22 protein-coding genes and 1 pseudogene are annotated in these 22,972 nt (G+C 65.7%); 7 read left to right on the forward strand and 16 right to left on the reverse strand.

The genetic code is table 11. The features are described from left to right. Window positions 1–66: 66 nt before the first annotated feature. Window positions 67–1,443 carry an ATP-dependent RNA helicase DbpA gene (dbpA, locus tag QM707_RS05420; protein ID WP_415001812.1) on the forward strand — a complete coding sequence of 459 codons (1,377 nt, stop codon included), beginning with the start codon at window positions 67–69 and terminating at the stop codon, window positions 1,441–1,443. Between the two features lie 603 nt (window positions 1,444–2,046). Here dbpA and QM707_RS05425 read toward each other — a convergent pair. Continuing rightward, a pseudogene (locus QM707_RS05425) lies at window positions 2,047–3,117 on the reverse strand (FAD-dependent oxidoreductase); the annotation flags it as partial. A 111-nt stretch (window positions 3,118–3,228) separates the two neighbouring features. Between QM707_RS05425 and QM707_RS05430 the strand changes: the two are divergent. Continuing rightward, on the forward strand, window positions 3,229–3,780 hold the full coding sequence (locus QM707_RS05430) for a YaeQ family protein (RefSeq protein ID WP_415000841.1): 552 nt from the start codon (window positions 3,229–3,231) through the stop codon (window positions 3,778–3,780). 12 nt (window positions 3,781–3,792) lie between these two features. Here QM707_RS05430 and QM707_RS05435 read toward each other — a convergent pair whose 3' ends face one another. Next, window positions 3,793–4,272 carry a hypothetical protein gene (locus QM707_RS05435; protein ID WP_415000842.1) on the reverse strand — a complete coding sequence of 160 codons (480 nt, stop codon included), beginning with the start codon at window positions 4,270–4,272 and terminating at the stop codon, window positions 3,793–3,795. A gap of 137 nt (window positions 4,273–4,409) precedes the next feature. On the opposite strand from QM707_RS05435, the gene QM707_RS05440 reads away from it, so the two are divergent. Then, window positions 4,410–5,108 carry a hypothetical protein gene (locus QM707_RS05440; protein ID WP_415000843.1) on the forward strand — a complete coding sequence of 233 codons (699 nt, stop codon included), beginning with the start codon at window positions 4,410–4,412 and terminating at the stop codon, window positions 5,106–5,108. Window positions 5,109–5,333: 225 nt separating this feature from the next. Here QM707_RS05440 and QM707_RS05445 read toward each other — a convergent pair whose 3' ends face one another. The 3 genes from QM707_RS05445 to QM707_RS05455 all read right to left on the reverse strand — a co-directional run bounded on the left by QM707_RS05445 (window position 5,334) and on the right by QM707_RS05455 (window position 8,924). Continuing rightward, window positions 5,334–6,236, reverse strand: coding sequence for a dienelactone hydrolase family protein (locus QM707_RS05445; protein WP_415000844.1), 903 nt, complete (start codon window positions 6,234–6,236; stop codon window positions 5,334–5,336). A gap of 25 nt (window positions 6,237–6,261) precedes the next feature. After that, on the reverse strand, window positions 6,262–6,963 hold the full coding sequence (locus QM707_RS05450) for a histidine phosphatase family protein (RefSeq protein WP_415000845.1): 702 nt from the start codon (window positions 6,961–6,963) through the stop codon (window positions 6,262–6,264). A gap of 95 nt (window positions 6,964–7,058) precedes the next feature. Beyond that, window positions 7,059–8,924 (reverse strand): diguanylate cyclase, encoded by a 1,866-nt coding sequence (locus QM707_RS05455; RefSeq protein WP_415000846.1) that lies wholly within the window; start codon window positions 8,922–8,924, stop codon window positions 7,059–7,061. A 100-nt stretch (window positions 8,925–9,024) separates the two neighbouring features. On the opposite strand from QM707_RS05455, the gene QM707_RS05460 reads away from it, so the two are divergent. Then, complete coding sequence (locus QM707_RS05460) at window positions 9,025–9,909, forward strand: neutral zinc metallopeptidase (RefSeq protein ID WP_415000847.1); 885 nt, start codon at window positions 9,025–9,027, stop codon at window positions 9,907–9,909. A gap of 96 nt (window positions 9,910–10,005) precedes the next feature. Beyond that, entirely contained in the window at window positions 10,006–11,106 is a 1,101-nt protein-coding gene (locus QM707_RS05465) for a diguanylate cyclase (protein ID WP_415000848.1), read from the forward strand. Between the two features lie 14 nt (window positions 11,107–11,120). Here the strand turns inward: QM707_RS05465 and QM707_RS05470 are convergent, their stop codons facing one another. From QM707_RS05470 to QM707_RS05515, 10 genes are all read right to left on the reverse strand, one after another. After that, a complete protein-coding gene (locus tag QM707_RS05470; protein WP_415000849.1) occupies window positions 11,121–13,298 on the reverse strand; it encodes a hypothetical protein in 2,178 nt (725 codons plus the stop codon). Window positions 13,299–13,311: 13 nt separating this feature from the next. Then, window positions 13,312–14,070 (reverse strand): PP2C family serine/threonine-protein phosphatase, encoded by a 759-nt coding sequence (locus QM707_RS05475; protein WP_415000850.1) that lies wholly within the window; start codon window positions 14,068–14,070, stop codon window positions 13,312–13,314. 2 nt (window positions 14,071–14,072) lie between these two features. Further along, window positions 14,073–14,756, reverse strand: coding sequence for a vWA domain-containing protein (locus QM707_RS05480; protein ID WP_415000851.1), 684 nt, complete (start codon window positions 14,754–14,756; stop codon window positions 14,073–14,075). A gap of 126 nt (window positions 14,757–14,882) precedes the next feature. Continuing rightward, a complete protein-coding gene (locus QM707_RS05485; protein WP_415000852.1) occupies window positions 14,883–15,404 on the reverse strand; it encodes a hypothetical protein in 522 nt (173 codons plus the stop codon). Further along, window positions 15,404–16,516 (reverse strand): hypothetical protein, encoded by a 1,113-nt coding sequence (locus tag QM707_RS05490; RefSeq protein ID WP_415000853.1) that lies wholly within the window; start codon window positions 16,514–16,516, stop codon window positions 15,404–15,406. Before QM707_RS05490 ends, QM707_RS05485 begins: the two co-directional genes overlap by 1 nt. Window positions 16,517–16,704: 188 nt before the next feature. Next, window positions 16,705–17,154, reverse strand: coding sequence for a PaaI family thioesterase (locus tag QM707_RS05495; protein ID WP_415000854.1), 450 nt, complete (start codon window positions 17,152–17,154; stop codon window positions 16,705–16,707). Window positions 17,155–17,248: 94 nt separating this feature from the next. After that, on the reverse strand, window positions 17,249–17,920 hold the full coding sequence (locus tag QM707_RS05500) for an MliC family protein (protein ID WP_415000855.1): 672 nt from the start codon (window positions 17,918–17,920) through the stop codon (window positions 17,249–17,251). 88 nt (window positions 17,921–18,008) lie between these two features. Next, window positions 18,009–19,076, reverse strand: a complete 1,068-nt coding sequence (locus QM707_RS05505) for a hypothetical protein (RefSeq protein WP_415000856.1) — start codon at window positions 19,074–19,076, stop codon at window positions 18,009–18,011. Between the two features lie 86 nt (window positions 19,077–19,162). After that, the gene (locus QM707_RS05510) at window positions 19,163–19,732 is read right to left on the reverse strand and encodes a hypothetical protein (protein ID WP_415000857.1); all 570 of its coding nucleotides are present in this window, start codon (window positions 19,730–19,732) and stop codon (window positions 19,163–19,165) included. 134 nt (window positions 19,733–19,866) lie between these two features. Next, window positions 19,867–20,766 carry an MBL fold metallo-hydrolase gene (locus QM707_RS05515; RefSeq protein ID WP_415000858.1) on the reverse strand — a complete coding sequence of 300 codons (900 nt, stop codon included), beginning with the start codon at window positions 20,764–20,766 and terminating at the stop codon, window positions 19,867–19,869. 152 nt (window positions 20,767–20,918) lie between these two features. On the opposite strand from QM707_RS05515, the gene QM707_RS05520 reads away from it, so the two are divergent. Together QM707_RS05520 and QM707_RS05525 are read left to right on the forward strand one after the other, a co-directional pair. After that, window positions 20,919–21,578, forward strand: a complete 660-nt coding sequence (locus tag QM707_RS05520) for a DUF1579 domain-containing protein (RefSeq protein WP_415000859.1) — start codon at window positions 20,919–20,921, stop codon at window positions 21,576–21,578. A gap of 1 nt (window position 21,579) precedes the next feature. Beyond that, complete coding sequence (locus QM707_RS05525; protein ID WP_415000860.1) at window positions 21,580–22,182, forward strand: YceI family protein; 603 nt, start codon at window positions 21,580–21,582, stop codon at window positions 22,180–22,182. 23 nt (window positions 22,183–22,205) lie between these two features. On the opposite strand, the gene QM707_RS05530 is transcribed toward QM707_RS05525, so the two are convergent. Then, a complete protein-coding gene (locus tag QM707_RS05530) occupies window positions 22,206–22,835 on the reverse strand; it encodes a hypothetical protein (protein ID WP_415000861.1) in 630 nt (209 codons plus the stop codon). Window positions 22,836–22,972 lie beyond the last annotated feature (137 nt).

Genomic DNA, 22,972 nt, shown 5'->3' on the forward strand with positions numbered 1-22,972 from the left:
GGCGCATTTTAGCAGCCGAGGGCAAGCCCGAATGCGGCTCCGGTATCATGTCGCATGACCGAGCCATTGCCCGAATTCTCCGACCTGCCCCTGAACCCTGCCCTGTTCCTCGGGCTCGATGCGCTGGGGCATACCCGCATGACGCCGGTCCAGGCCGGCTCCCTGCCGGCTTTGATCGAGGGGCGCGACCTCATCGCACAAGCACCGACCGGCAGCGGCAAGACGGCGGCCTTCGGGCTGGCGCTGCTGCACCGACTCGATCCGGCCCAGGTCCGCCTGCAGGCGCTCGTGCTGTGTCCCACGCGCGAACTGGCCGACCAGGTCGCCAAGCACATGCGCAAGCTCGCCACGGGCATTCCCAACCTCAAGATCCTGACGCTTACCGGCGGTGCGCCGCTGGCGCCGCAGCTCGCGTCGCTGGCCCAGCATGCGCCGCATGTCGTCGTCGGCACGCCCGGCCGCGTGCAGGAGCTGCTGCGCAAGAAGGCGCTGGACCTGCGCGGCATCGGCAGCCTGGTCCTGGACGAAGCCGATCGCATGCTCGACATGGGTTTCGAGGAACAGATCCGCGAAATCGTCGGCAAGACGCCGAAGACGCGCCAGACCCTGCTGTTCTCCGCGACCTACCCGGATTCGATACGCGAGATCGGCAAGGCGACGCTGCGCGATCCGGTGGAAGTCACCGTCGGCGAGACGGCGCCGCAGGCGGCGATCGACCAGCGTTTCCTCGAAGTCGAACCGGCGCGCAAGCCGGCGGCGCTGGCCGGCCTGCTGCTCGATCATCGCCCGGCCTCGAGCGTCGTGTTCTGCAATATGCGCAAGGACACCGAAGAAGTCGTTTCCTCGCTGGCGCATCTGGGCTTTTCGGCGCTGGCCCTGCATGGCGACATGGAACAACGCGATCGCGAGGAAGTCCTCGTGCGTTTCGCCAACCGAAGCTGCAACGTCCTGGTCGCCAGCGATGTCGCGGCCCGCGGACTGGATATCGAAGACCTGGCGGCGGTGATCAATTACGACGTACCCAGCGACACGGATACCTATATCCATCGCATCGGCCGTACCGGGCGTGCCGGACGCACGGGGTTGGCCTTCACCCTGTGCACCTCGCGGGAGCTGCCGCGCGCACGGCAGATCGAGGAGCGAATCGGTCAGGCCCTGCGTTGGGACAAGCCGACGTTGGCGGCCCTTCGTCCCGGCTCTGCACCCGCCGCGGCGATGGTGAGCTTGCGCATCGACGCCGGCAAGACCGACAAGCTGCGTCCCGGCGACATCGTCGGTGCGCTCACGGGCGAAGCCGGACTAGCCGGCGATGCGGTCGGGAAGATCGATGTGTTTCCGACCCGCAGCTATGTCGCGATCGCGCGCAGCCAGGCCGAACGCGCGCTGGCCCGATTGCAGGCCGGCAAGATCAAGGGCCGCAAGTTCCGCGTTCGCCGCATCTGAATCCAGGCGCAGGCCGAGGTTTTCCTTCAGGTAATGCAGGATGGCGGCCGCGTCGACGCGATCGCCGCACAGGCCCACGTGGCCATCCGGGCGAAGCAGGTAGAAGCAACGCCGCGGGATCTTCGCCGCCGCCAGCGCGACGTCGTTGTCGACGCTGTCCGGCACTTCATGCAGCTGCAGCAATCCGGCCGACTCGGGCAGTTCGTCGGCCGGCAGCGACTGGCCGAAAACGAGCAAGTGGAAACGCCGATCGTCCAGCCACTGCAACAGGTCGTGCACCCGTCCGTTTTCGCGTATGCGCAGTTTCAGCCACGGAAAGCGATCGCCGGAGCGCGGCGCATCATGCGGCAAGGCGCCGACATGGCTGGACAAAGGGCTATCGGGATAGTGGATGCTGGTCTGCGAGACGGTACGGAACGCCAGCCGTTGCACCGGTCCCAGCTTCATCGCCAGTCGGGCGATGCGCGCAGCGATCTGCGTGCGGAACACGCCGGCCAGCGGATTGTCGGAAACGATGAGCCGGAACATCTGGTCGGTGCTGCCGAGGAGCTGCTGCGCCACCGGAATGCGTTCGGCCTCATAGGAATCGAGCAGGTCGGCATCGGCCTCGCCGTTCACGACCAGGGCGAGCTTCCAACCGAGGTTGTAGGCGTCCTGCAGGCCGGTATTCATGCCCTGCGCTCCCACCGGGCTGTGTACATGCGCGGCGTCGCCGAGCAGGAAGCAGCGCCCCTGGCGGAAACGTTCGGCGCGGCGGTGGTGGATCCGATAGGTCGAGAACCAGTTGCAACTGTTGATCCTCAGATTGGCGCCGGCTTCCTGTTGCAGGCTGTCGGTCACCTTGTCGAGCGCGATATCCTCCTGCCCGCGCAGCGCCGGCGGCACGATGCCGACGATGCGCCAGCGATTTTCGCCGCGCATCGGGAAGAACAGATGGAAGCCCGAGCGCCACAGGTAGACGTTGACCTCGTCCGGCGTCATGTCGCCTACCGATTCGGTATCGGCGACGAAGAAGACGTGTTCGTAGGGCGCGCCCGGAAAATCGATACCGCAAAGATTGCGCACCGGACTGCGCGCACCGTCGCAGCCGCCGATCCAGGACGCGCTGATCTCGCGCGTACTGCCATCGGGCTGCTTGAGCAGGGCATGCACGCGATGCGCATCCTGTTCCAGCGCGACCAGCTCGGTGTTCCATTGCACTTCGACGCCGAGTTCGCGCAGATGCGCGCCCATCAGCAGTTCGTTGTCGTCCTGGCCGAGCACGAGGATATAGGGATAGGGCGTCACGGTCCGTCCGGCATCGCCGAGGGGCACGCGGCCCATGCGCCGGCCATTGGCCCAGAGATTGGCGCCGGTGCCGATCTTGCCCAGTTCGATCGCACGTTCGGCCAGGCCGAGCTGGCCGTAGATCTCCAGCGTCCTCGCCTGCACGCCGAGCGCGCGGCTCTGCTGGGCCGGGCCGGAATGGCGGTCGACGATCGCCACGCGCACGCCGCGACGGGCCAGTTGTATGGCGAGCATCAGCCCGGTCGGGCCGGCGCCGACGATCAGTACATCGGTATCCATGTTCCAGGTTCCAAGAATGAGGGTTCGGCAGGGCAGCCAAAGCGTTCCATCGCCCTCAGGGTTACAGCGCCGCCCTGCCGTGCCGCCATATTCCCCGGCGGCCGTCATTTATTGGCTACTTATTGCCGTATCGGCCCGATCGACCGGCGCCGCCGGCTCCTGGACCGCCCGGATCGCATCGGCAGGCACTAGAATGCCGGCCTTTCGGAGGGCAACCGCATGGCGCTGAAAGCCACCATCGTGAAAGCGGAACTGCAGGTCAGCGACATGGACCGGCACTACTACGGCAGTCATGCGCTGACGCTGGCGCAGCATCCATCGGAAACGGACGAGCGCCTGATGGTGCGCCTCGTCGCTTTCGCCTTGCACGCGGAGGAGCGCCTGGAGTTCGGCCGCGGCATCAGCACGGACGACGAACCGGACCTGTGGCGCAAGGACTACGTGGGCGACATCGAGCAATGGATCGATCTCGGTCATCCGGACGAGTCGCGCATCCGCAAGGCCTGTGGCCGCGCGCGCGAAGTGGTCGTCGTGAACTACGGCGGCCATGCGTCGGAGCTGTGGTGGAACAAGAACGCGAGCGCCCTCGCCCGCTTCGACAATCTGAAAGTCGTCGATCTCGCCGTCGACGTGGTGGCCGCGCTGGCGGGCATGTACCAGCGCAGCCTGCGTTTCAGCTGCCTGATCCAGGATGGCGAACTGCAGTTGCTGGGCGAGGCCGGCAACCTCGATGTTCGCCCGGCGATCCGCAAGGAAGCGTCCGCGCGCTGAAGGGACGACGCGTCAGTCGACGCGATAGACGCGCGCGCCCGGCCAGTTCTCGTCGAAATGCAGGAACCAGCGACCGGCGACGCCGGCGCTGATCTCGATCTCCGGCGACTGCAGCGGCTTGCGCAGCTTCAGGCTGCCCTTCAGTACTTTCCAGCGCTGGCCGTTTTCCAGTTCGAACTCCGTGCCGGGTTCCCAACCGCTCAATGTTCCCTTCAGGCGACTACGGATCGGCTTCTCGTCGAGTCCCAACTGCCAGGCGCTACCGCCAGTCTCGCGACCTTGCGCCGGCGCCGACTTCGCCATGCGCTCGGCATCGGCGCGAAGCAGACGATTCAATGCCGCCAGCTGTTCGGCACTGAGCGTATCCAGGCCCGTCTCGCGCAACTGCTCCGGCGTCAGGCGCGTTTCGAGGTTCACGTAAGCACTCTGCGCGAAGGCGGCCGCGACCAGGACACAGAACAGGGCAATGCCGGCCAGCATGCGTTTCGACATGGAATCCTCGATGGGCGAAGGTGGCCGGAGGCCGCCGATGGCCGGGACTATATTTCTGCCATGTGTCCGTTTCGTGTCAGTCACGGCCGGTGCGTGTAATCTGCCGGTCTCGCCACCGCGATCCGTTGTAGGCATCGATGGGCAAGAAGAAGAAGCATCGCAAGCAGTCACCAGGATCGGTGGGCCTCGCATCCGCGATCGCGTCCGAGATCGAACCGCGTCCCGGCGGCGGCCAAACGGCATCGATTGTCGCACGCCATCTCGTTCCGCTGGGTTTGCTGCTGATTTTCGGTGGCTCGGCGGCGCAGTTCCTGCTGTTGAACGTTTTCAACATCGCCTTCACGATCATGGGCATCGGTACCCTCGGCGTCTCGGTTTCGCTGCGCGACGAGATCCGCGGCTTCGGCCTTGCGAACGAAATTTCGTCCTGGGGCACCCTGTTCGCGATCAACCTCACCGGGAGCCTCGTGCTGACCGGCCTGTTCGGCTGGGTGCTGATGCTGGCGGTCAGCCATCTCGATGCGGACGGTTTGCTCACCCCCAGCCTATGGTGGTCGTTGCTCGCGATCGTGGTTTGCGCGGCGCCCGATCTGTTCCGCCAATATCGACAGGACGTCGCTTCCAAGCTCGACGAAGAACAGCGCAAACGCAGGGATCAGCCGCTCGTCTTCATCCACCTGCTCAGTGCCGGTTTCATCTTCGTGCTGTCGGCCTACGCGTTCCAAATGGGCCAAAGCGGCTTCGTCGCTTTGGCTTTGCTCGTCACCGGAATGTTCATTTTCCGCGACCTGAGGCCGGACCTGATGCGCAAGCTCGCACCCGCCGGCCCGGGCTGAATCCGAAACGCCAGCAACTCAGTCGATGTGGGGATTGCGGGCCATCGCGGCCATTTCTTCGCCAGACATCGTGCTGACCACGAGCACGAGCAGGAAACGCAGCGCCACCATCAGCGACGACCAGCAGTGCGTGCATCGCCGGATGAGGCAGCACGACGGAGCGTGGCAATGCCAATAGATCCTTGATCGTCTGTTTTCGCCTCTGCGCGGCGGCGTCCATCGCGATCAACCCGTTTTGCGCAGGCGTCGCTCGAACAGGGCCAGGGTGCGCTTCCAGGCTTCTTTCGCCGCCGCCTCGGCATAACGCGGCGTCGTATCGTTATGGAAACCGTGCTGGGTGCCCTCCGGCTGGTACAGCGAATACTTCACGTTCGCGGCCTTCAGCGCCGCCTCATAAGCCGGCCAGGCAGCGTTGATTCGCTCGTCGGAGGCGGCCAGCACGACCAGCATCTCGGCCTTGATCTTCGGCACGTCCTCCAGGGGCGCACCGGTACCATAGAACGGCGCTGCCGCGGCCAGTTGCGGCAACTGCGTCGCGAGCCAGTTCGACATCCCGCCGCCATAGCAGAAGCCGACGGCGCCCATTCGACCATTGCCTCCCTCGACTTTCGACAGCATCGCGCAGGCGGCGAGAAAATCCTCGCGCGTCTTCGCCTGATCGAGCTTTCCGAACAGCGCGCGGGCCGCATCCTCGTCGCCGGGATAACCGCCCAACGGAAACAAGGCGTCCGGCGCGAATGCGATATAGCCTTCGAGAGCGAAGCGACGCGCCACGTCTTCGATATGCGGATTGAGCCCGCGGTTCTCGTGCACGACCAGAACGACCGGCAACAAGACTTTTGACTCCGCTGGTCTGGCCAGATAACCCCGCCCCTTGCCATAGCCCTTGGGCGAATCGAACTCGACGTATTTCGCGCTGAGACGCTTGTCGTCGGGTTTGACCTGTTGCGCGGCGGCGAATCGAGGGTTCAGGGCATCGAGCAGCCCGACCGCGCCCAACGCACCGGCGAACTTCGTCGCGGCCGACAGGAAGCCACGGCGGTCGATGAGGCCGTGCACGTATTCGTCGAACAGTTTCCACACTTCCGGCGAGTAGTCGGCCGAAGTCTTGCGCGCATCGTCGGACATACGAATATCTCCTTGCGTCGGCGGGCTATTCCGGCAATGCGGAAACCGCGAGGTCGCGCTCGCCATCGCCGCTGGCGCCGGTCAGCAGGTTCGGCGGCAGGTGGCCGACGTCGCCGACCGCGATCACCTTGTAGCGGCCGTCGGCTTCGATGCGGATCTTGGTGATGCTCGCATGCCCGACCGACATCTCCAGCCACGCCTTGCTGTCCACGCCGAGCGAACGCGTGACCAGGTAGCGGATGACGTTGCCATGGCAGACGTACATCTCGGTGCTTTCTGCGCCGCTCGCCGGTTTGAAATGGGCGTCGAACACGCGGTCGAGCGCGGCCTGGCAGGCGGCCAGGTCCTCGGGCTTTTCCTTGGCCATGATCTCGGCGCGGCGCGTCGGCGGCGTGCATTCGGCCAAATCGTCGATGGTCTCGAACTTGCGCCCGGCGAAGCCCGGCGCGATCGCCGCCGCGGTGTCGCGCGCGCGCTGCACCGGACTGACGTAGAGCTTGTCGAAACCTTTGGGCATGCCGGCCAGGCGCGCACCGACCAGCTTCGCCTGGGCGACGCCGAGCGCGGACAAATGCGGGCCGAGTTTCTCGTCGGCTTTCGGATCCGGGGAATAGTGGCCGTGGCGGATCAGGTAGATCGTCTTCGCCGCCGGCGCCGGCGTCTGGGCTTGCAGAGCCGACGACACCAGCAACAGGCCTGCCAGGCCACGCAACAGCCAACGATTCATGCACGCGCTCCGGAGTGTTTTCCGCAGCCTAGGCGCAGGCCGCGGCGAGGTCAACGCATGCGCCAGCCACTGCCCCCGATCGCGCCATGCGCGTATTACGCCGCTTCCACGACGACCCGATTGCGTCCGGATTCCTTGGCCCGATACAAGGCTTCGTCCACGCGCTTCATCAAGGCCTCGATTTCGTCCTTCGCGTCCGACCAGGCGCTGACGCCGAGGCTGATCGTGACCTGCGCACCGGGCGCGACCGCATCGAAATCGCCGGCTTCGACCATTCGCCGGCTGCGTTCGGCGATCTCGGCGGCCGTGGCCGGACCGGTGCCGGGCAACACCAGCAGGAATTCTTCGCCGCCGACGCGACCCAGGCGATCGCTGCTGCGCAGGGCCTGGCCGGCGAGGGCCGCGACCCGCTTCAGGGCCCGGTCGCCGCCATCGTGTCCGTGCGTGTCGTTGATGCGCTTGAAGTGATCGATATCGAAAGACACCACGCTCAAGGGCTGGCCGCTGCGTTCCGCCGCCCGTGCCTGCTCGGCCAGGAAGGCGAGGATGTTGCGCCTGTTCGGCAAGCCGGTGAGTTCGTCGGTCAAGGCCAGGATGCGCAGGCGGCGCACCTTGAGCAGCTGTCGCACCGCCAGGACCATCAGGACCGCGAGCAGGAGTCCACCGAGCAGGATGACCATGCGCTGCAATCCGCGCTCGCGCTCGGCCGCTTTCAAGGCTTCGCCCCGGCGTCGGTTCTCCACCTGCAACACGCGGTTGAGTTGCTCGGTGCGTTCGGCGTCGAACTGCACGCGCAGGCGAGATGTCCTTTCTTCCGCCAGCTTCCCATCCAACTCGCGTTGCGCCTTGAACTGATCGCCAAGCGCCGCGTAGGCCGCCTGCCATTGCCCTTCGTGGGCATGCGCCAGTGCCCGCTCCTCGTCGATCCGTGCCATGAAACGCTGGTTTCCGAGAAGGAGGAAATGGGCGCGCGACGCCTCCAGGTCGGCCAGTGCTTCGCTGGAACGGCCCGCCGCGCGCAAGGCGATCCCGCGCGTCAAACGCACGCGGGCAATGCCGTCGGCATCGCCGAGCCGGCGGAAATGCGCCAGCGCACGATCGATCCAGGCCAAGGCCTGCCCCGCTTTGCCCTGTTTCACCAGGACCGCGCCGATCACACGCTCTTCCTCCGCAACGCTGTCGGCATCACCGCGCTTGAGATCGATTTCGCGCGCCGTGCGGTATTGCGCCAGCGCGGGACCGAACTCGCCCTTGCGTTCCAGGGTGGAGCCGAGATTGAAATGCGCGGTCGCGATTTCGCCTGCGCTTCCGGCCCGACGATGGCGCGCCAGCAGTTCTTCGTAATAGCCGATGGCCTTGTCGTATTCGCCGACATTGGCGTCGGCATACAGGTTGGCCATCGCATTCAGGGCGTAGCTCTGGCCGCCGTCCAGACCCAGTTGCACGCACAAGTCGTAGCTGCGCTTGAGGTCGGCGATGGCGCCATCGTATTCGCCATTGAAATGCCGCAGCTCGCCGCGCGATACCAGGGCATCGGCGAGCGCTTCGCGATCGCCCGAAGCTTCCGCCGCCGCCACGGCCGCCGCATAGCGCAGCGCCGCCTGCGCGTGCTTGCCCAGCGACTCCTCCGCATAACCCTGGCAGCGCAACAGTTGCGATTCCGATTTTCGATCGGCGCCGGTACGCACCTGCGCGAGCGCCTCGGCGGCGATCGGCAGGCTGGCCTCGGCGTCGACGACCGCCGTCAGAATGCAGAGCTTGGCCGCTGCCTGGTTGCGCGCGCCCCCTTGCGGCAGTTTGGGCAACAGCGCGGCCAGCATCGGCCGGGCCGATTCCGGATCGCTGTCCGCCAGCGCCATCGCCTTTTCCAACGAGGCTTGCAGCGAGGGGCCGGCAGTGGCCGACACCGGCCCGATGGAACCGATGCCGAAGGCCAGAACCATGTACATCATCGCCCGCATGCCCTGCTCCTTGTCCTTAATGCGCAGGCTAGAGGCCAATTGCGGATGAATTAAGGACGGCTTCGTGCACAATGCCTTCGCCCCCTCGGGAGACGACGACATGAAGTGGCGACTGGGACGGCAGAGCGGCAACGTGGAGGACCGACGCGGCCAACGAATGGGCGGTGGCGCCCGTGGTATCGGCGGCATCGGCCTGGGCGGGATCGTGCTGGTGCTGATCGCCGCCTTCGTCACCGGCAAGAATCCGATGGAATTGCTCGGCCTGTTGGCGCAACAGCAGGGCAGTGGCGATCCGCAGACGCAAACGGCCCCGGCGGACGAAACGCCGGCGCCCGCGAACGACGAGACCTCGCAGTTCATCCGCACCATCCTCGGTTCGACCGAAGACGTCTGGGGCGGCATCTTCCAGCAAAGCAACAGCCAGTATCCCGCGCCGACTCTGGTCCTGTTCTCCGGCGAGGTCTCTTCCGCCTGCGGCCGTGCGACCTCGGCGGCCGGCCCGTTTTACTGCCCGGGCGACCGACAGGTCTATATCGACACGGCATTCTTCGACGAGATGCGCACGCGCCTCGGCGGCGGCGGCGATTTCGCCGAGGCCTATGTCATCGCGCACGAAGTCGGCCATCACATCCAGACCCTCACCGGCGTGTCGTCGAAGGTCAATGCGCTGCGCCAGCAAGGCGAAAACGTCGAGGGCGACAACGGCATCCTGGTCCGCCAGGAGCTGCAGGCGGATTGTTACGCCGGTGTCTGGGCCAACCGGGCGCAGCAGCAATACGCCTGGCTGGAGGCCGGCGACATCGACGAAGCCCTGCGCACGGCGACGGCCATCGGCGACGATCGCCTGCAGAAGCAGGCCCGCGGTACGGTCGTGCCCGACTCCTTCACGCACGGCACCTCCGAACAACGCGTGCGCTGGTTCCGCAACGGCTTCGACAGCGGCGACGCGGGACGTTGCGATACGTTCAAGGCGAGCCAGCTGTAGCGCTGGCCTGTCCCTGCGGGGGCGTCGTTCGCTGAACGACGCGCCTGCGCCGATCGGCTATGCTGGACCCCTTCGTTTCGGGGGGAACGAATGCCGATGCACCCGGATTCCGTTGCCGGTCCACGCGATACCGCCGACTCGCACACGCGCTACCTGCAGTCCCTGCCGCGCCGCACCTACGGGCTGCGCGTCCTCGGCATGGGCCTGGGCGCACTCCCGGTCATCGCCGTCCTGCACGAACTGAAGTCGCCCTGGCCGGTCTGGGCCTGGGCGGTTTTCTCCTGCCTGCTGTGGCCTCACCTGGCCTACCTGCACGCGAAGTACAACCCCGATCCTTTCCGCGCCGAATTGCGCAATTTCGTCGTCGATTCTTTTTTCGCCGGCAGTTGGGCGCCGCTGATGCATTTCAACGTGCTGCCGTCGGTGGTGCTGGTCGCGGTGGTGATGGCGGACAAGCTCAATACCGGTATCCGCGGCCTGTGGCTGCGTTCGCTGCCCGGCATGTTCGGCGCGATGATCGGCATCGGCATCATCACCGGCTTCGCGGTGCAGCCGTATTCGAGCATGACGGTGGTGCTGGCAAGCCTGCCCATCCTCGTCATCCACACACTGGCGGTCAGCCTGAGCAGTTATCGACTGCTGCGGCGGGTGCAACGGCAGAACATGCTTCTCGAACAGATCAGTCGGGTCGATGCGCTCACCGGTCTGTTCAATCGCGGCCATTGGGAACGGGCGGTGGAAACTTTCCTGCGCGAGCGTGCGCCGGGCACGCATGCGGCCCTGTTGCTGGTCGACATCGATGAATTCAAGATCATCAACGATGTGCACGGCCATCCGGTCGGCGACGACGTGCTGCGCGGCATCTCGGTCATCCTTTCGCGCCATACCGACGCCGGCGGATTGGCCGGCCGGCTCGGTGGCGACGAACTGGCGTTGGCCTTGCCGGTTTCGTTGCCGGTGGCGGAATCTCTTGCGGAGGGCATTCGCGCCGATGTGCAGGCCCTGCGCTTCCCGCGGGCGCCGAACCTGGTCTGTTCGGTCAGTATCGGCATCGCCGCCACGCCCGATGCGGACGCCGATCTGCGAGAGTGGACGGAAACCGCCGATCGCGCCCTTTACCGCGCCAAGCAGGGCGGTCGCAACCGCACGGCCGGACATGAAGATTCGCCGAAGAGGTCCGTGGTATCTCCCGAGTAGCGGGTGCCGTGCCGTCAACGCCGGGCGGCCGACCGACCGTCGAACTCCGCCGTCGTCTGCGCTTTGGCGAATTGGCCCTGTTGCGGAAGCTGCGAGGCGGCGCGCGACAGTTGTTCGACACGATGAGGACTGATATTCGCCGATTCCAGCAAGGCCGTGGGAAACTCGGACTGGAGATCGCTGGAATGCGAAACCAGACGCGCATTGGCCAATGCACCGATGGCGACCGCATCGTTCTGGGCGATGGCGCCATACGCATGCCAGGCCGCGCCGTGATTGGGGTCGGCCCAGATCGCGCGCAGGAAGGATTCCTTCGCACCCAGGCGGCCGCCGTCGACCAGACTTAGGCAGCCCAGTCTGAACGCCGGTTCGGCGGCCAGCGGATCGGCCGACAGGCTGCGTTGCAAATCCATGACCAAAGCCCGTCGTTCGAGCCGCCCCTGACCGCGGACGTCGCGCATGAAAGCCCGGTAGCGCGCATCGTAGGCGTTGCTGCTGGAATTCACTGAATTCGAGCGCCGGTAGGCGGCCGCGTACATGGCCGTCATCGCCCGCGAATAGTCGCGCACGCGGCCCGACGCCAGCGCTTCAGCGGCTTCGCGCACAAGGACTTCGGTACTGCTCAACTCCATGGGACTGGGTCCGCTGGCGTCCCCCGATCGACGGTCGGAGTCATCGCTGGAACTCATCGCTTCAGCGAGCTGCGGTGCCGTTTCCAGCGGCGGCGCGGAATCTTCGTACGACCTGGCCGGCGCTTCGTAAGAGCGGGCGGGCGCTTCGTACACATCGTCGGCAGACGACCCGGAAGCTGGCGCTTCGATTGGCGCTGAATCGTCCTGGTGCGAGTACGTGCTTGTTGTCGTCGCGTCGGACAGGGACTTCAACATCTGAAAGAGGAGAAACGCGGCGAGCACGATCACCCAGGGCGCGTTCCTCATGGCCAGTGCGAATAGCCATGCGCCCAGCGCGGCGAGCAATCCCTGCGGCTGCGCTGAGGGCGTCGGATAGGGACGCAGTGGCGGCAGCGGCCCGCGCATTGTCGTCGGCACTGGCCTGTTCGCAGGCGTTCGCGTCGGCGGACGCGCGAAGGGGTTCGGTCTCGTCCGCAGCGGAGGCATTCGTGTCGCAGTCGGTCTCGGCCGAGGCGCCGCCTTCGCCTTCGCCAATAGCGCGGCGCGCTCGCAAGCCGCGCAAGTCTGACCGGCATAGTGCTGATGTTCGGCATCCCGCTTGCAAAGGATCAGCCGCTGATTCGTGCGCTGCGCATAGCTGGTGAGCAGGGATCGCCACTCGGACGCCGCCGGCCTGCCGGCATCGGCCCCGGCGAAAGCACGATCGAACAAGGTGCGCAGGTCCATCGGCATGGCCTGATGGCCGCTCGACAGGTTCGGCTGCTGGTAGGCATTGGCCCGCAGGCCGTAGGCATAGGCACGCTGGCGGATACGCCCCGGAATATCGGTCGCGAGGGCATCGGACATCGGGCGGCCGGAGTACGGATGCAGACCGAAGTTCAGCAACTGGAACACGACGACGGCCAGCGCGAAACGGTCCTGCTGTTCCTCGCCCGCCGGCGTCAGTGCCTTGATCTGGAACTCCGGCGCCAGATAGTCCGGCGTGATCTGCGGCGCAGCGAAACGCTCGCCCTGTCCCTGGATGCTGAAACCGTCGCAGTCGAGCATCGCCATGTACAAGGACTGCGGATAGAAGCGCAGGTTGACCGGCTTCAGGTCGACGACGTAGTGGCGCTGCGCATGCAGTTCGGCGATCACCGCCGACAGGTTGGCGGCCAGCGTGATCTTGGCGCCGAGGCCGGTCGGCAGGTTCAGCGAACGCGCCTGGCGTTCCTGCAGGATGCATTCGAGTTCGCTGGTGGCGCGCACGTCCACCGCCGGCATCAGGAAGCCGAGGAACTTGCCCTGCTTGTCGCGCAACGTCGCTTCCGGCCAGGCGATCTGCACGTAGCTGCGCCCGCCGTCGCTCAGATCGGGCAATCTCGGCGAGAGCTTCAGCATCGCTTCGATCTTGCGCTCGTAATGCGCGTGATCGACATGGGCATGGTAGATCTTCGCGACTTCGCCGGCCGAACCCTGCAGGCGATAGACGCTGCCGGCGCCGCCGCTCTTGAGCAGCGCGTCGAGTTTGAGCTGGCGCCCATCGCCGGTCCAGACCATGCTGCCGGCCGCGAGGCTCATGATGCGGCCCTGCCTACTGCCACAACGCGATCAGGAGCGTCTTGTCGTCGCCGGTGATCGTGTAGGTGCGCGGATCTTCCAGCGTACCCGCCAATCCGCGCGATCCGTCCGCTTCGCTAACCGTGGCCAAGAAGCGTTCGACCGGATCCATGAAGGGCCGGTACAAGCCGGCATTGCCCTTCATCATCACGAAGGGGGCCGCACCGTCGGACATCAGCACGATGGCGCGTTGCGCACGATCGATCGGCGTGACGCGCAGGTGTTCGCGCCAGGCCTCGCCCGTCACGAAATAGGTTTCGTTGGCGTATTCGCCGTTTTCCGGCAAGGACATCAACGCCGGTTGCGCGGCATCGCGGCCGTCCATCACCGCCTGGCCATCGCCGATATGGAAGAAGAAACCTCGTTCGCCGTCGGCGATCGCACCGACCAGGGTACAGGCGTAGTTGCCCAACTCGTGGCTTTCGGCCAACGCGCGTGCTTCGATCGCCGCCCGCGCCCGCGCGACGACGTCGACGGCCAGGCTCGCGAACGCGTTCGCGTCGAGCGCGCACAGGGGCTCGCCTTGCGCCAGGCGCTGCGACAGTCCCTCGACGACAGCCGCCGAGACAACCTGCGCGCCCAGATGACTGAAGGCCTGCGAGCCGGCGCCGTCGCAGACGACAGCGATCAGCGTATCGCCGACGACGCCCTGCGCGAACGCATCCTGGCAGGGAATGCCGCCGTCGATATGCGACTTGCCGATCGCGGCCGCCGCAAAAACTCTCCAGGCCATGGTCAGGTCGGTGCGGAGGACCAGCTGTCGGCCGACGGCAACTGCGCCTGGCCGCCCGGTCGCGACTGCGAGACCACTTTCATGCTGGCGCTCAGCCACAGGAACAGCTCCTGGAACTTCAGGCCGTCGAGGCGCTTTACTGCCGCCGCGCCCTTGCTGCTGAACTGACCGAGCACATCGGGATTGGCGCCGCTGCCGACCGCGATCGGGAACACGGCGACCTTGTTGGCCTGTTCGGCCTGGCGGCAACGGTCCGCCGCCCCCTGCCAATCGTCCGTGGGCTGGCCGTCCGACATCAGGAACAACCACGGGCGCGTATAGGCCACGCCGGCCGACTTGAAGCCCTGCTTCTCTTCTTCGATCTTCGCCAGCGCCAGATCCACAGCCTGGCCGGTCGGCGTGGTGCCGGTGGACTCGAGCGTTTGCGCGCTGAAATCCATCGCGTCGGTCCAGTCGCCTGCCACTTCCGCCGTATCCATGCCACCGAACTTCACCAGCAGCAGGCGCACGCGTTTGGAAGCGATCGCATCGGACTTGAGCTCCTGCTCGAGCAGGCGCAAGCCCTGGTTGAGCTGGTCGATCGGTTCGCCCGACATGCTGCCGGAGCAATCGAGCACGAGAACAAGCGGCGTGCGTTGTTCGGTGTTGTCGACGAGGGCGACATCGGGAATGACGGGTTGGTTCATGGACTCACCAGCGGAATGAAGATAGGAAAAAGACAGCCGCGTGCCCTCGGGGCAGCGGCTGCCCGCATTGTGCAGGACGCCCCACCCGCTCGCCAGCGGCAGGCCATCAGCAGTAGAGCGGCGTGTTCAGGGACGGCAGGTCGCCGCGAGCCGGTCCAATAGCTGGGCGTTGGCGCCGTGCAAGGCACGGGAAATCGAACGATAGGTCTCGTCGTCGGTCGCAGCCCAGTTGATCGTCGCCGGCTGCGCGCGAATCAGGAAATCCTCCTGACCCGGCACCTGCACGGTGTACACGACCACGGGAACTTTGGTCATGCGGTTCCAGGACAGGTAGAGCTGTCGCAGCACGACCGTCACTTCACGCCCGTTGCTCTGCGCATCGGCCGGCAACATGCCGGCTTCCAGCAGCGTATCCCGCACGAGCCCGATCGCATCGTCGATCTTCAACTGCTTGAGCCCGAGTCCGCCGGCGTCGGACTGCGCACGCCCATCCACCACCGACTTCAGGCGATAGCCGCAGGCATTCGCCGGCGGCACGCGTCCCGGTTCGCGCAAATGAGCGTTGTCGACCTTGAGGACCTTCACCGGCGGCGATTGGCAACCGGCGAGGCAAACCGTAGCTGCCAGCGCAAGAAACAGTGCGCGCATCACTGGCCGTCTGCGTCAGCAGGCGTTGGCGTGGCCGCTGCTTCGTTGGCCGGCGCGGCGTCAACGTCCGTACCGGCGCTCGCGTGCTCGACGGTCGCATCGGCGGAAACGGCAGCCGGGTTCGCGGGCGCGGTTGCCGCATCGCCGGACGGCATCGCCGTGGCGCTCGCTTCGGCGCCCACGGACGCAGCGGGCTTGGCCGTCGCCGGACCGTCGAGTTCCAGCGGCATCCGACCCGACAGCGTCATCATGTAACCCTTGCCGGCGCGCAGCCAATACCATTCGTCGCTGGTGCGGACTTGGCGACCGAAGGTCTTGTTGCCCTTGAACTCGCCGGCTTCCTTCTTGTCGACCTTGCGTTCGGCTTCGGCGCGGCCTTCGGCCGAGAAGTCGTAGACGATCATGTCGGTGACCTGTTCGACGCCGATCTTCAGCATGCGCTGCATCTCGGGACCGCCGATCGCCTGCCAACGGCCGATGTTCGTTTCCGGCTTCAGGCCATAGCTTGGGTTGAGCGGAATCGTGAAGCGGTAGCTGCGCGACCACATCCACTTGTCCTTGTACTTGCCGTTCGGCTTCTTCGTTCGCTGCAGGATGCTCACGAAGGCCGAGACGTACATTTCCTGCAAGGTGTAGGACAGGGCGTAGCGCGGCGTGATCGCCATCAGCGTACCCGTCGGCGGTTCCTTGCCCGCCGCTTCCGACTGCTTCAGGCCGGCCTGCGTATTGGCCGAGTACGCATCCCACACGGTGTCGCGCAATACCAGTTGCGGTGAAGGCGAAATGCCGTCCGAAGCGATCTTGGCGCGAATGGCGCGTTCGAAGTCCTCGTTGAAGCGGTAGTCGATCAGCAGGTTGCGGATCTGGCCCGCGCGTTCTTCGGCGGTCTTCGCCTGTGAATTGCTGATCGCCGCGCCGACCAGCGCGCCGATCAGGCCGAACTGTCCGGCGACGGCGCTGTTGTCGGGGGTGTCGATGGCGATTTCCTGCTGCGACAGCGTGACTTCCACCGGCAGCTCCTGCGCTACCGGGGCGGGCAGCACGTACTTCTTGGCGGACACGGTCGAGCTGACGCAGAGCAGCGCCATACAGGCGATAACACGGAATTTCATTGCTTTTCCCTGGAGTGTTCTTGTTCGCCCCTGCCCGGAGAATCCAGGGCAGCGCAAGGCCGCTGGATTTTCGCACAGGCCCGCCACCCCACCTCCGACCTTTCAGGAAGTGCGAAACGGCTCACGGATCGGCGGTCCGGCCGGTCAGATCCTGTCCAGAGCCAGGACGGAGCGCGACGGACGCGGACTTACAGGAACTTGGGCACGCCCAGCTTGAGGCCCTTGCCAGGCAGCGCCATCAGGGTCGATGTGCCGTGCGCGACCAGCTCGCCGGCCGCGTCGTACACGCTCGCCGTCGTATAGCTGATCTGACGCCCCGCACGCAGGCATTCGCCTTCCACACGCAGGCGGCCACCGACGACGGCCTTGAGGTAGTTGAGCTTGAGGTCGACGTTCACCAGCCCAGCATCTTCCGGCAGTCGCATGAAACCGGCCCAGAAGGTTGCGGTGTCGATGAGGGTCGCGAGCACGCCGCCATGAACGATGCCGAAAGGTTGCAGGTGTTTTTCGCCGAGTTCGAGGTCGATGCGGCAACGATCGAACTCGAGCGACGCGATCGTCATGCCAATCAGGTTCGGATACGGCGCGCTTCTTACGCTCTCGCGCAGCGCCTGGACATAAGCGGGATTCGGGGTCATGCGGATGGAATGCCTTGGTTACGCCAGCAGTTACGCGAAACGACCGCGCTGGCGGCCAGGCGCGAACGCCGCCCGTCCTGCGGGTTCGCGGAACTCAATCCGGATTGCCGGCCGGCTTGCACTTGAGCTTGTTGCCGTAGAAATCGATGCTCGCCTCGCCCTGGTGCTCCCAGAACTCGGCGCCGTCACGGCCGTACTTGCTGCCGCTGCCGGATGGTTCGGCGAACAGGAACGCCCGGTCCTTTCCTACCTGCAGTTGCATCGTCAGCGGCTCGAACTGCGCATAGAACATCGCGCTCACCGCCTGGCCATCATTGTCGCAATCGAAATTCACCGGGGTCGGCGCTGCGGTATCCGGGCTGTTGACCTGAAGCTCGGCCAGGCGCGTCCAATAGGATTCCAGCGTACACCGACGCGTGTCGCCGGCTTTCCAGCAGTCGTCGCGGCCCTTGCTCCAGCCGCGTTGGCTCGCGGCCATCGCCGGCTTCACCGTATCGGGCCGGTCCAGTTCTTTCTGATAGACATCAGCCAGACGCTTGTCGAGCGCGGCCAGCTCCGGATCGGCGCAGACCAGCTTTTCGATTTCGCTCGTCGCCTTGGCGCAATCGAAGGACGCGGCGAACACTTCATCGGCCGGCGGCGCGTCGTGCGCGGCTTCCGCCACCGGTTCGGGCATCGCGGCAGCGGGTTCCGCGGCAGGCGCGGCAGGCTGGGGCTGGCATGCCGCCAGCATCAGGGCGACAAGGGCGAAAACAGGGGCCTTCATTTGAACTCCCGGGCGCGGGGGGACGCCGAAAGCGCAATCTACCAAAGCCGGGCCCAAGCCAGAAAGCCCACACCGACCGAAGCTGCGGCTAGCGCGTCTTGCGCGCTTCGCGCAGCCCCTGACGCATCAGCCAGGCCGAACCGAATGCCAGCAACAGGCCCAGGCCCGCATACACGGCGATGGACATCCAGAACTGCGCGGGATCGGCCAATCGGCTCACGTCGTGCTGTTGCGACGTCATCTTGCTGGGCCAGGTGGTGACGCCGGTATCCACGCCGTGCCAGGCGAAGGCCAGCAGGGCGACGGAAGCGACCGCGAAACCGATGACGATCGCCCACAAGGTTCGCATGGACTGCCGGTGCGCGGGCGGCGGCATCGCCGACATCGGCGCAGCGACCGGTGCGATCGCGGGTGCGGGCGAGTAACCGGCATCGCCATAATCGTAGTCGGGCTCGCGAAATTGGCTACGTATCCGCGCGACGATCTCGTCGCGGCGATCGCGCGCCCATTCCGGATACTCGCGCCACTGCTCGGGCGACGCCAGATAAACCGCGTGATGCGCGCGCCCCGTCAAGAGTTCGCCGTCGATGGGAATGCGTCGCCATTCGCTGCCGGCTTCTTCTTCGTAATACATGCCGTCGCGCCCCTGGTGGCCGACGCGCCAGCGCAGCGGTCGGTCGGCAGGCACCGCGGGCGGTGCGACCGCTGTCGGCGTCGCGGTCAGGAACTCGCGGCGCACGCGGGGCAACAACAGGAAGATCAGCAAGCCAGCGAACAGCACCGAGAACGGGACGGCCATGCCGATACCGGAAGCGAGCACCGTCGTCTTCACGCCATTGGCGTCGATGTACGTGGTTTCCGGCGTCGGGCCGCGCAGGATGCGAAGCACGTTGTAGCCCAGGCCGAACAGGCTCAGCAGCAGGAAATAAGCCCAAGCCCAACGATGGCGACGCAGGAAGCAGATGGCCGCGACCAGCGTGAAAGGCGGCCCGCCGATGACCAGCAGCCCTTCGAAGAAATTCGCGTTCTGCGTGCCCTGCCCGGCCAAGACCATCAGGCCCGCGATCAGACTGATCGGTGCGGCGAGCCCGCAGACCAGGATCGCGACCCAGCCGAGCGCGGTGACGATGGCGGAGCGGGAGGGCAAGGTGGCCATGGCGGCATGGTGCAACGAGGAAGGGCGGTTGTCATCACGCAACAAGCGCCCGCAACCGGACGTCCCCACTCGTTCCTTGCTCCTCGCTACTCCCGGTACTGCTTGTCCACGGCCGGGCAAGCCGCCACCGGCGTCGCGTTGGTGGTTTCCAGATCGCTCGTCCAGCACTCGTCGAAGACCGAGCAATAGCAGATCTTGTGCTTGAGCACGAAACGCGCCTTGTTGAGGCGATTCCAGGCCCGGTCATCCTCCGTCGGCCGCGCCCAGCGGAACAGCGTAGTCGTCTGCCCGGCGCGCAGCACGCGATTCACGACCGGCGACGTCAGGATGGGCGATTGCTCGGTGCCCGGCACACGCTCGCCATCGGTCGCATCCATGCAGCAGGTGCGCAGCAGTTCGTAACTGCTGGTCACCGGCTTGCCATCGTACGAAAGCTCGAGGGTCTGGATCTTGGCCGGGCCGACGCCGAGATTCTCCAGCTCCAGCGTGATCACCGGCTCGTGCAGCCCGGTGATTTCGTTCTTGCTGGTGTTGCCCGTGCTCATGCCGAGAAAAGGCCAGGACTGCGCCTGCACCAGGCGTTGCATGTCGTCGCCCTGGCTGATCGTCAGGTAGATCGAAGCGATCGATGTCACCAGCGCACAAATGGCGATCATGAAATCGACCTTCTCGCGCCAGCCGAACCGCGGTCGCTCCCCCGTCGCTTGATCCCGATCCCCGCTCATGCTCTTCCCCTTGCCAACGCATCGCCTCTTGGATGCCAGCGTCGTCGAATCGGTTTAGACACGCCTCAGAATCGATCCAGATCCTGTGCCACCGCCACCGGCCCCTTGAAACCACCCGCGCGGATCCCGGCCAGCAGCTCGGCGTCTTCGGCCCCGTGGCGAACGATATGGTGCAGCACCAGCAGTTTCGGTTTCGCCAGCGCCGCTACGACGCCCAGCTCGAGGTCCGAGGTGTGGAACTCGCGCATGTAACTCGGCCAGACCTCGCCGCCGATGCGCAGTTCCGGCAGCACCTGCGACTGCGGATAGACCTCGTGCACGAGGATGTCGACACCGCGACTGGCTTCGACGATGCCCGGCGTCGGCCGCGTATCGCCGGAGATCACGATGGACCGGTCCGGCGTATCGATGCGGAACCCGTACGCCTGCTTCCAGCAACCGTGATCCACTGGGATCGCGGTGATGCGCACGCCGTCCTTGTCGTAGACGACGCCGGCGTCGAACTCGTGCACGTCCACCTTGTAGCCGGACTTCGTCTGCCGCTCCAGGCCTTCGATGCGCACATGGATATCCTCGTCCCAGGCAGCGAGGATGTGCTTGACCATCTTCTTCAAGCCGAGCGGACCGTAAGCCTGCAGCTTGTCGCGACGCCCCATCACCCAGGTCGTCAGGATCAGGTCCGGCAAGCCGAGCGTGTGGTCGCTGTGCAAGTGGGTGATGAACGCGGCCTCGGGCCCGCGGATGGACAAACCCGCTGCGGCCATGCGGCGCATCACGCCGGCGCCGGCATCGAACAGGAACACACGGCCGTCGTACACGACCGCCGTCGCTGGCCCGAAACAGGCCGGATCGGGCCGCGGCATGCCGGTGCCGAGCATGACCAACGTCGTCGCCGAAGGTTTGCGCTTTGCGGCGCGCTTGAGCGCGGTCTCGCGGTACTTGTCCGTCGTCTGTTTCGATGCCATCGGTCGTGCCGCGATCCTGGTTGGGCAACCCGAATGAAAACACAGCCGAAGCGGCTTGCCGAGGGCCACTCCGGCGCGCGCAGACCCTGGCCCCGGCGCGGGTCTATACTCGCCGGGCAGTCGATCTACTTTCCTTCCACCTGGAGGCAGACATGATCCGTACGCACGCATTCAAGTCGATCCCGTTCGCACTGGCACTCGCCCTGGCCCTGCCCGCTTTCGCGCAGGACGCCGCGCCCGCGATGACGCCCGAGCAGCAGGCCATGATGGAAGCCTACGCGAAGGCCGGCGCACCCGGCGCCGAGCATGCCACGCTGGCCAAGGCAGCCGGCGAATACAACCTGAGCATCAAGAGCTGGCAGGCGCCCGGTACGGAGCCGATGGTCGAGCCCGGCACGGCGACGCGCCGCATGATCCTCGACGGACGCGTGATGGTCGAAGAAGTGAAGTCCGCCATGATGGGGCAACCGTTCGATGGCTATGGCATGCACGGCTACGACAACGTCAGCGGCAAGCACTGGGCCACCTGGAACGACAGCATGAGTACCGGGCTGATGGTCAGCGAAGGCAGCTGCGACGACAAAGGCAGTTGCTCCTTCGTCGGTTCCTGGAATGACCCGGTGACGAAAGGCAAGGTCAGCGCGCGCATGACCACGCGCTGGACCGACGCGAACACGGAAGTCTTCGAGATGTACGGCCCGGGGCCGGACGGAAAGGAATTCAAGATGATGGAAATCACCTACGTCCGCAAACCGCCGGTCGTCGGATGGCGGCCTCCCTACGCCCATCTCTTCTCGCCACCGGGATGCTGATGTGATCCCGTTCGTGGCGCTGGCCGCCGGCGCACTGTTCGTTGCTTCCAGCGGCATGACCGTGCCGGCAGCGGGAGCGGTTTCTTACGAAATCGACAGCGAGCACACGCATGTGAGCTGGTCGGTCGACCGCTTCGGCTTCGCCAGGACGATGGGCAGCTTCGTCGCGCCGACGGGCCAGATCCGTTTCGACGCCGGGAACCTCGCGAACAGTTCGGTCGAAGCGCAGGTGTCGATGGGCAACCTGCGCTCCGACCTGGCCGAGCGCGAAGACATCGTGCGCGGCAAGTTCTGGGTGAACGCCGCGGCGAACCCGGTCGCCAGCTTCCGCTCGACGGCGGTCACGGTGCTCGAACCTGTCGACGGCAAGCCGCACCTGCGCGTGGAAGGCGTGCTCGATTTCGCCGGTCGGCAGGCGCCGGCGGCGTTCGACGTCACGATCAACAAGCAGGGCAAGGACCCGGTGACGGGCCGTGCCGCGATCGGCATTTCCGCCCGTGGCGCGATCAGCCGCAAGACCTTCGGTCTGGCCGCCGCGCCGCAACTGATCGGCGACGAGATCGAGATCCGGATCGAATCGGTGGCGATCGCGCCACCGAGTTGAATGCGTAGTCAGCCGACGCGGACTCAGTCGGCGGCGAACTTCAGCGACTGTTCGTCGAACAGTGGTTCGTCCATTCCATAGACGACGAAGGCGAAGCGCGTCTTGGACTCGGCGGGGTGGTACTCGAAATAGGTGGTTGCCTGATCCTTGCCGTAAGCGCCGCAACCGAAATCGCGCGGCTCCTCGCTCAGTTCCTTGTCGATCTTCGCCTTGTAGGCGCCGGTCGGCACCAGCGTGAAGGCGAGCCGGTCCTTGCCGAAACCGGGGCGTGCGAGCGCCTCGACCTTGCAACTCGCCTTCGCTTCCGCCGGCAGTTTGGCGATGAACCGGGTTGCGATCGCCTGCTCGATGGTCTCGCCCTTCTTCTTGCGGAACATTTCCAGCACGAGCGGACCGCCAAAGGTGTTGTCGTCGGCCGGCCGGTGCTGTTCGAGACGGTTTCCTTTCGCCGAAAACACGTAGTGCGCGTTCGGCTGGGGACAATCCTGCACCAGCAGACTCACGCCAAGGCCCGCGTCCTCGAACGGTTTCCACTGGCATTCCTTGGCCAACGCGGGCCGCGAGGCGACGGGCGCGGATTCGGGCGAGGCGAACATCGGAGCGGCGAATACGAAACACAGGCCGGCACCAAGCAGGATCGTTGTTCGTTTCATGGCATCACCGGAAACTTGCAGGACAGACGGGACGGCCTTCGTGGTCGTCCAATTGCTGCACTGTACGCGCGTTCCGGGCAAGACCGGCCAATCGGGAAGGCCGCTGCCTTCACGGCCGCCCGCCGATCGATGCCTCC

The organism is Arenimonas sp. (genome assembly GCF_047602345.1).
Lineage (GTDB): Bacteria > Pseudomonadota > Gammaproteobacteria > Xanthomonadales > Xanthomonadaceae > Arenimonas.

Excerpts from the sequence above, each read along its gene's own strand:
- QM707_RS05430 (WP_415000841.1), top strand. The coding sequence starts at position 3,229 with ATGGCGCTGAAAGCCACCATCGTGAAAGCGGAACTGCAGGTCAGCGAC.
- QM707_RS05435 (WP_415000842.1), bottom strand. The coding sequence starts at position 4,272 with ATGTCGAAACGCATGCTGGCCGGCATTGCCCTGTTCTGTGTCCTGGTC.
- QM707_RS05440 (WP_415000843.1), top strand. The coding sequence starts at position 4,410 with ATGGGCAAGAAGAAGAAGCATCGCAAGCAGTCACCAGGATCGGTGGGC.
- QM707_RS05445 (WP_415000844.1), bottom strand. The coding sequence starts at position 6,236 with ATGTCCGACGATGCGCGCAAGACTTCGGCCGACTACTCGCCGGAAGTG.
- QM707_RS05450 (WP_415000845.1), bottom strand. The coding sequence starts at position 6,963 with ATGAATCGTTGGCTGTTGCGTGGCCTGGCAGGCCTGTTGCTGGTGTCG.
- QM707_RS05455 (WP_415000846.1), bottom strand. The coding sequence starts at position 8,924 with ATGCGGGCGATGATGTACATGGTTCTGGCCTTCGGCATCGGTTCCATC.
- QM707_RS05460 (WP_415000847.1), top strand. The coding sequence starts at position 9,025 with ATGAAGTGGCGACTGGGACGGCAGAGCGGCAACGTGGAGGACCGACGC.
- QM707_RS05465 (WP_415000848.1), top strand. The coding sequence starts at position 10,006 with ATGCACCCGGATTCCGTTGCCGGTCCACGCGATACCGCCGACTCGCAC.
- QM707_RS05470 (WP_415000849.1), bottom strand. The coding sequence starts at position 13,298 with ATGAGCCTCGCGGCCGGCAGCATGGTCTGGACCGGCGATGGGCGCCAG.
- QM707_RS05475 (WP_415000850.1), bottom strand. The coding sequence starts at position 14,070 with ATGGCCTGGAGAGTTTTTGCGGCGGCCGCGATCGGCAAGTCGCATATC.
- QM707_RS05480 (WP_415000851.1), bottom strand. The coding sequence starts at position 14,756 with ATGAACCAACCCGTCATTCCCGATGTCGCCCTCGTCGACAACACCGAA.
- QM707_RS05485 (WP_415000852.1), bottom strand. The coding sequence starts at position 15,404 with ATGCGCGCACTGTTTCTTGCGCTGGCAGCTACGGTTTGCCTCGCCGGT.
- QM707_RS05490 (WP_415000853.1), bottom strand. The coding sequence starts at position 16,516 with ATGAAATTCCGTGTTATCGCCTGTATGGCGCTGCTCTGCGTCAGCTCG.
- QM707_RS05495 (WP_415000854.1), bottom strand. The coding sequence starts at position 17,154 with ATGACCCCGAATCCCGCTTATGTCCAGGCGCTGCGCGAGAGCGTAAGA.
- QM707_RS05500 (WP_415000855.1), bottom strand. The coding sequence starts at position 17,920 with ATGAAGGCCCCTGTTTTCGCCCTTGTCGCCCTGATGCTGGCGGCATGC.
- QM707_RS05505 (WP_415000856.1), bottom strand. The coding sequence starts at position 19,076 with ATGGCCACCTTGCCCTCCCGCTCCGCCATCGTCACCGCGCTCGGCTGG.
- QM707_RS05510 (WP_415000857.1), bottom strand. The coding sequence starts at position 19,732 with ATGATCGCCATTTGTGCGCTGGTGACATCGATCGCTTCGATCTACCTG.
- QM707_RS05515 (WP_415000858.1), bottom strand. The coding sequence starts at position 20,766 with ATGGCATCGAAACAGACGACGGACAAGTACCGCGAGACCGCGCTCAAG.
- QM707_RS05520 (WP_415000859.1), top strand. The coding sequence starts at position 20,919 with ATGATCCGTACGCACGCATTCAAGTCGATCCCGTTCGCACTGGCACTC.
- QM707_RS05530 (WP_415000861.1), bottom strand. The coding sequence starts at position 22,835 with ATGAAACGAACAACGATCCTGCTTGGTGCCGGCCTGTGTTTCGTATTC.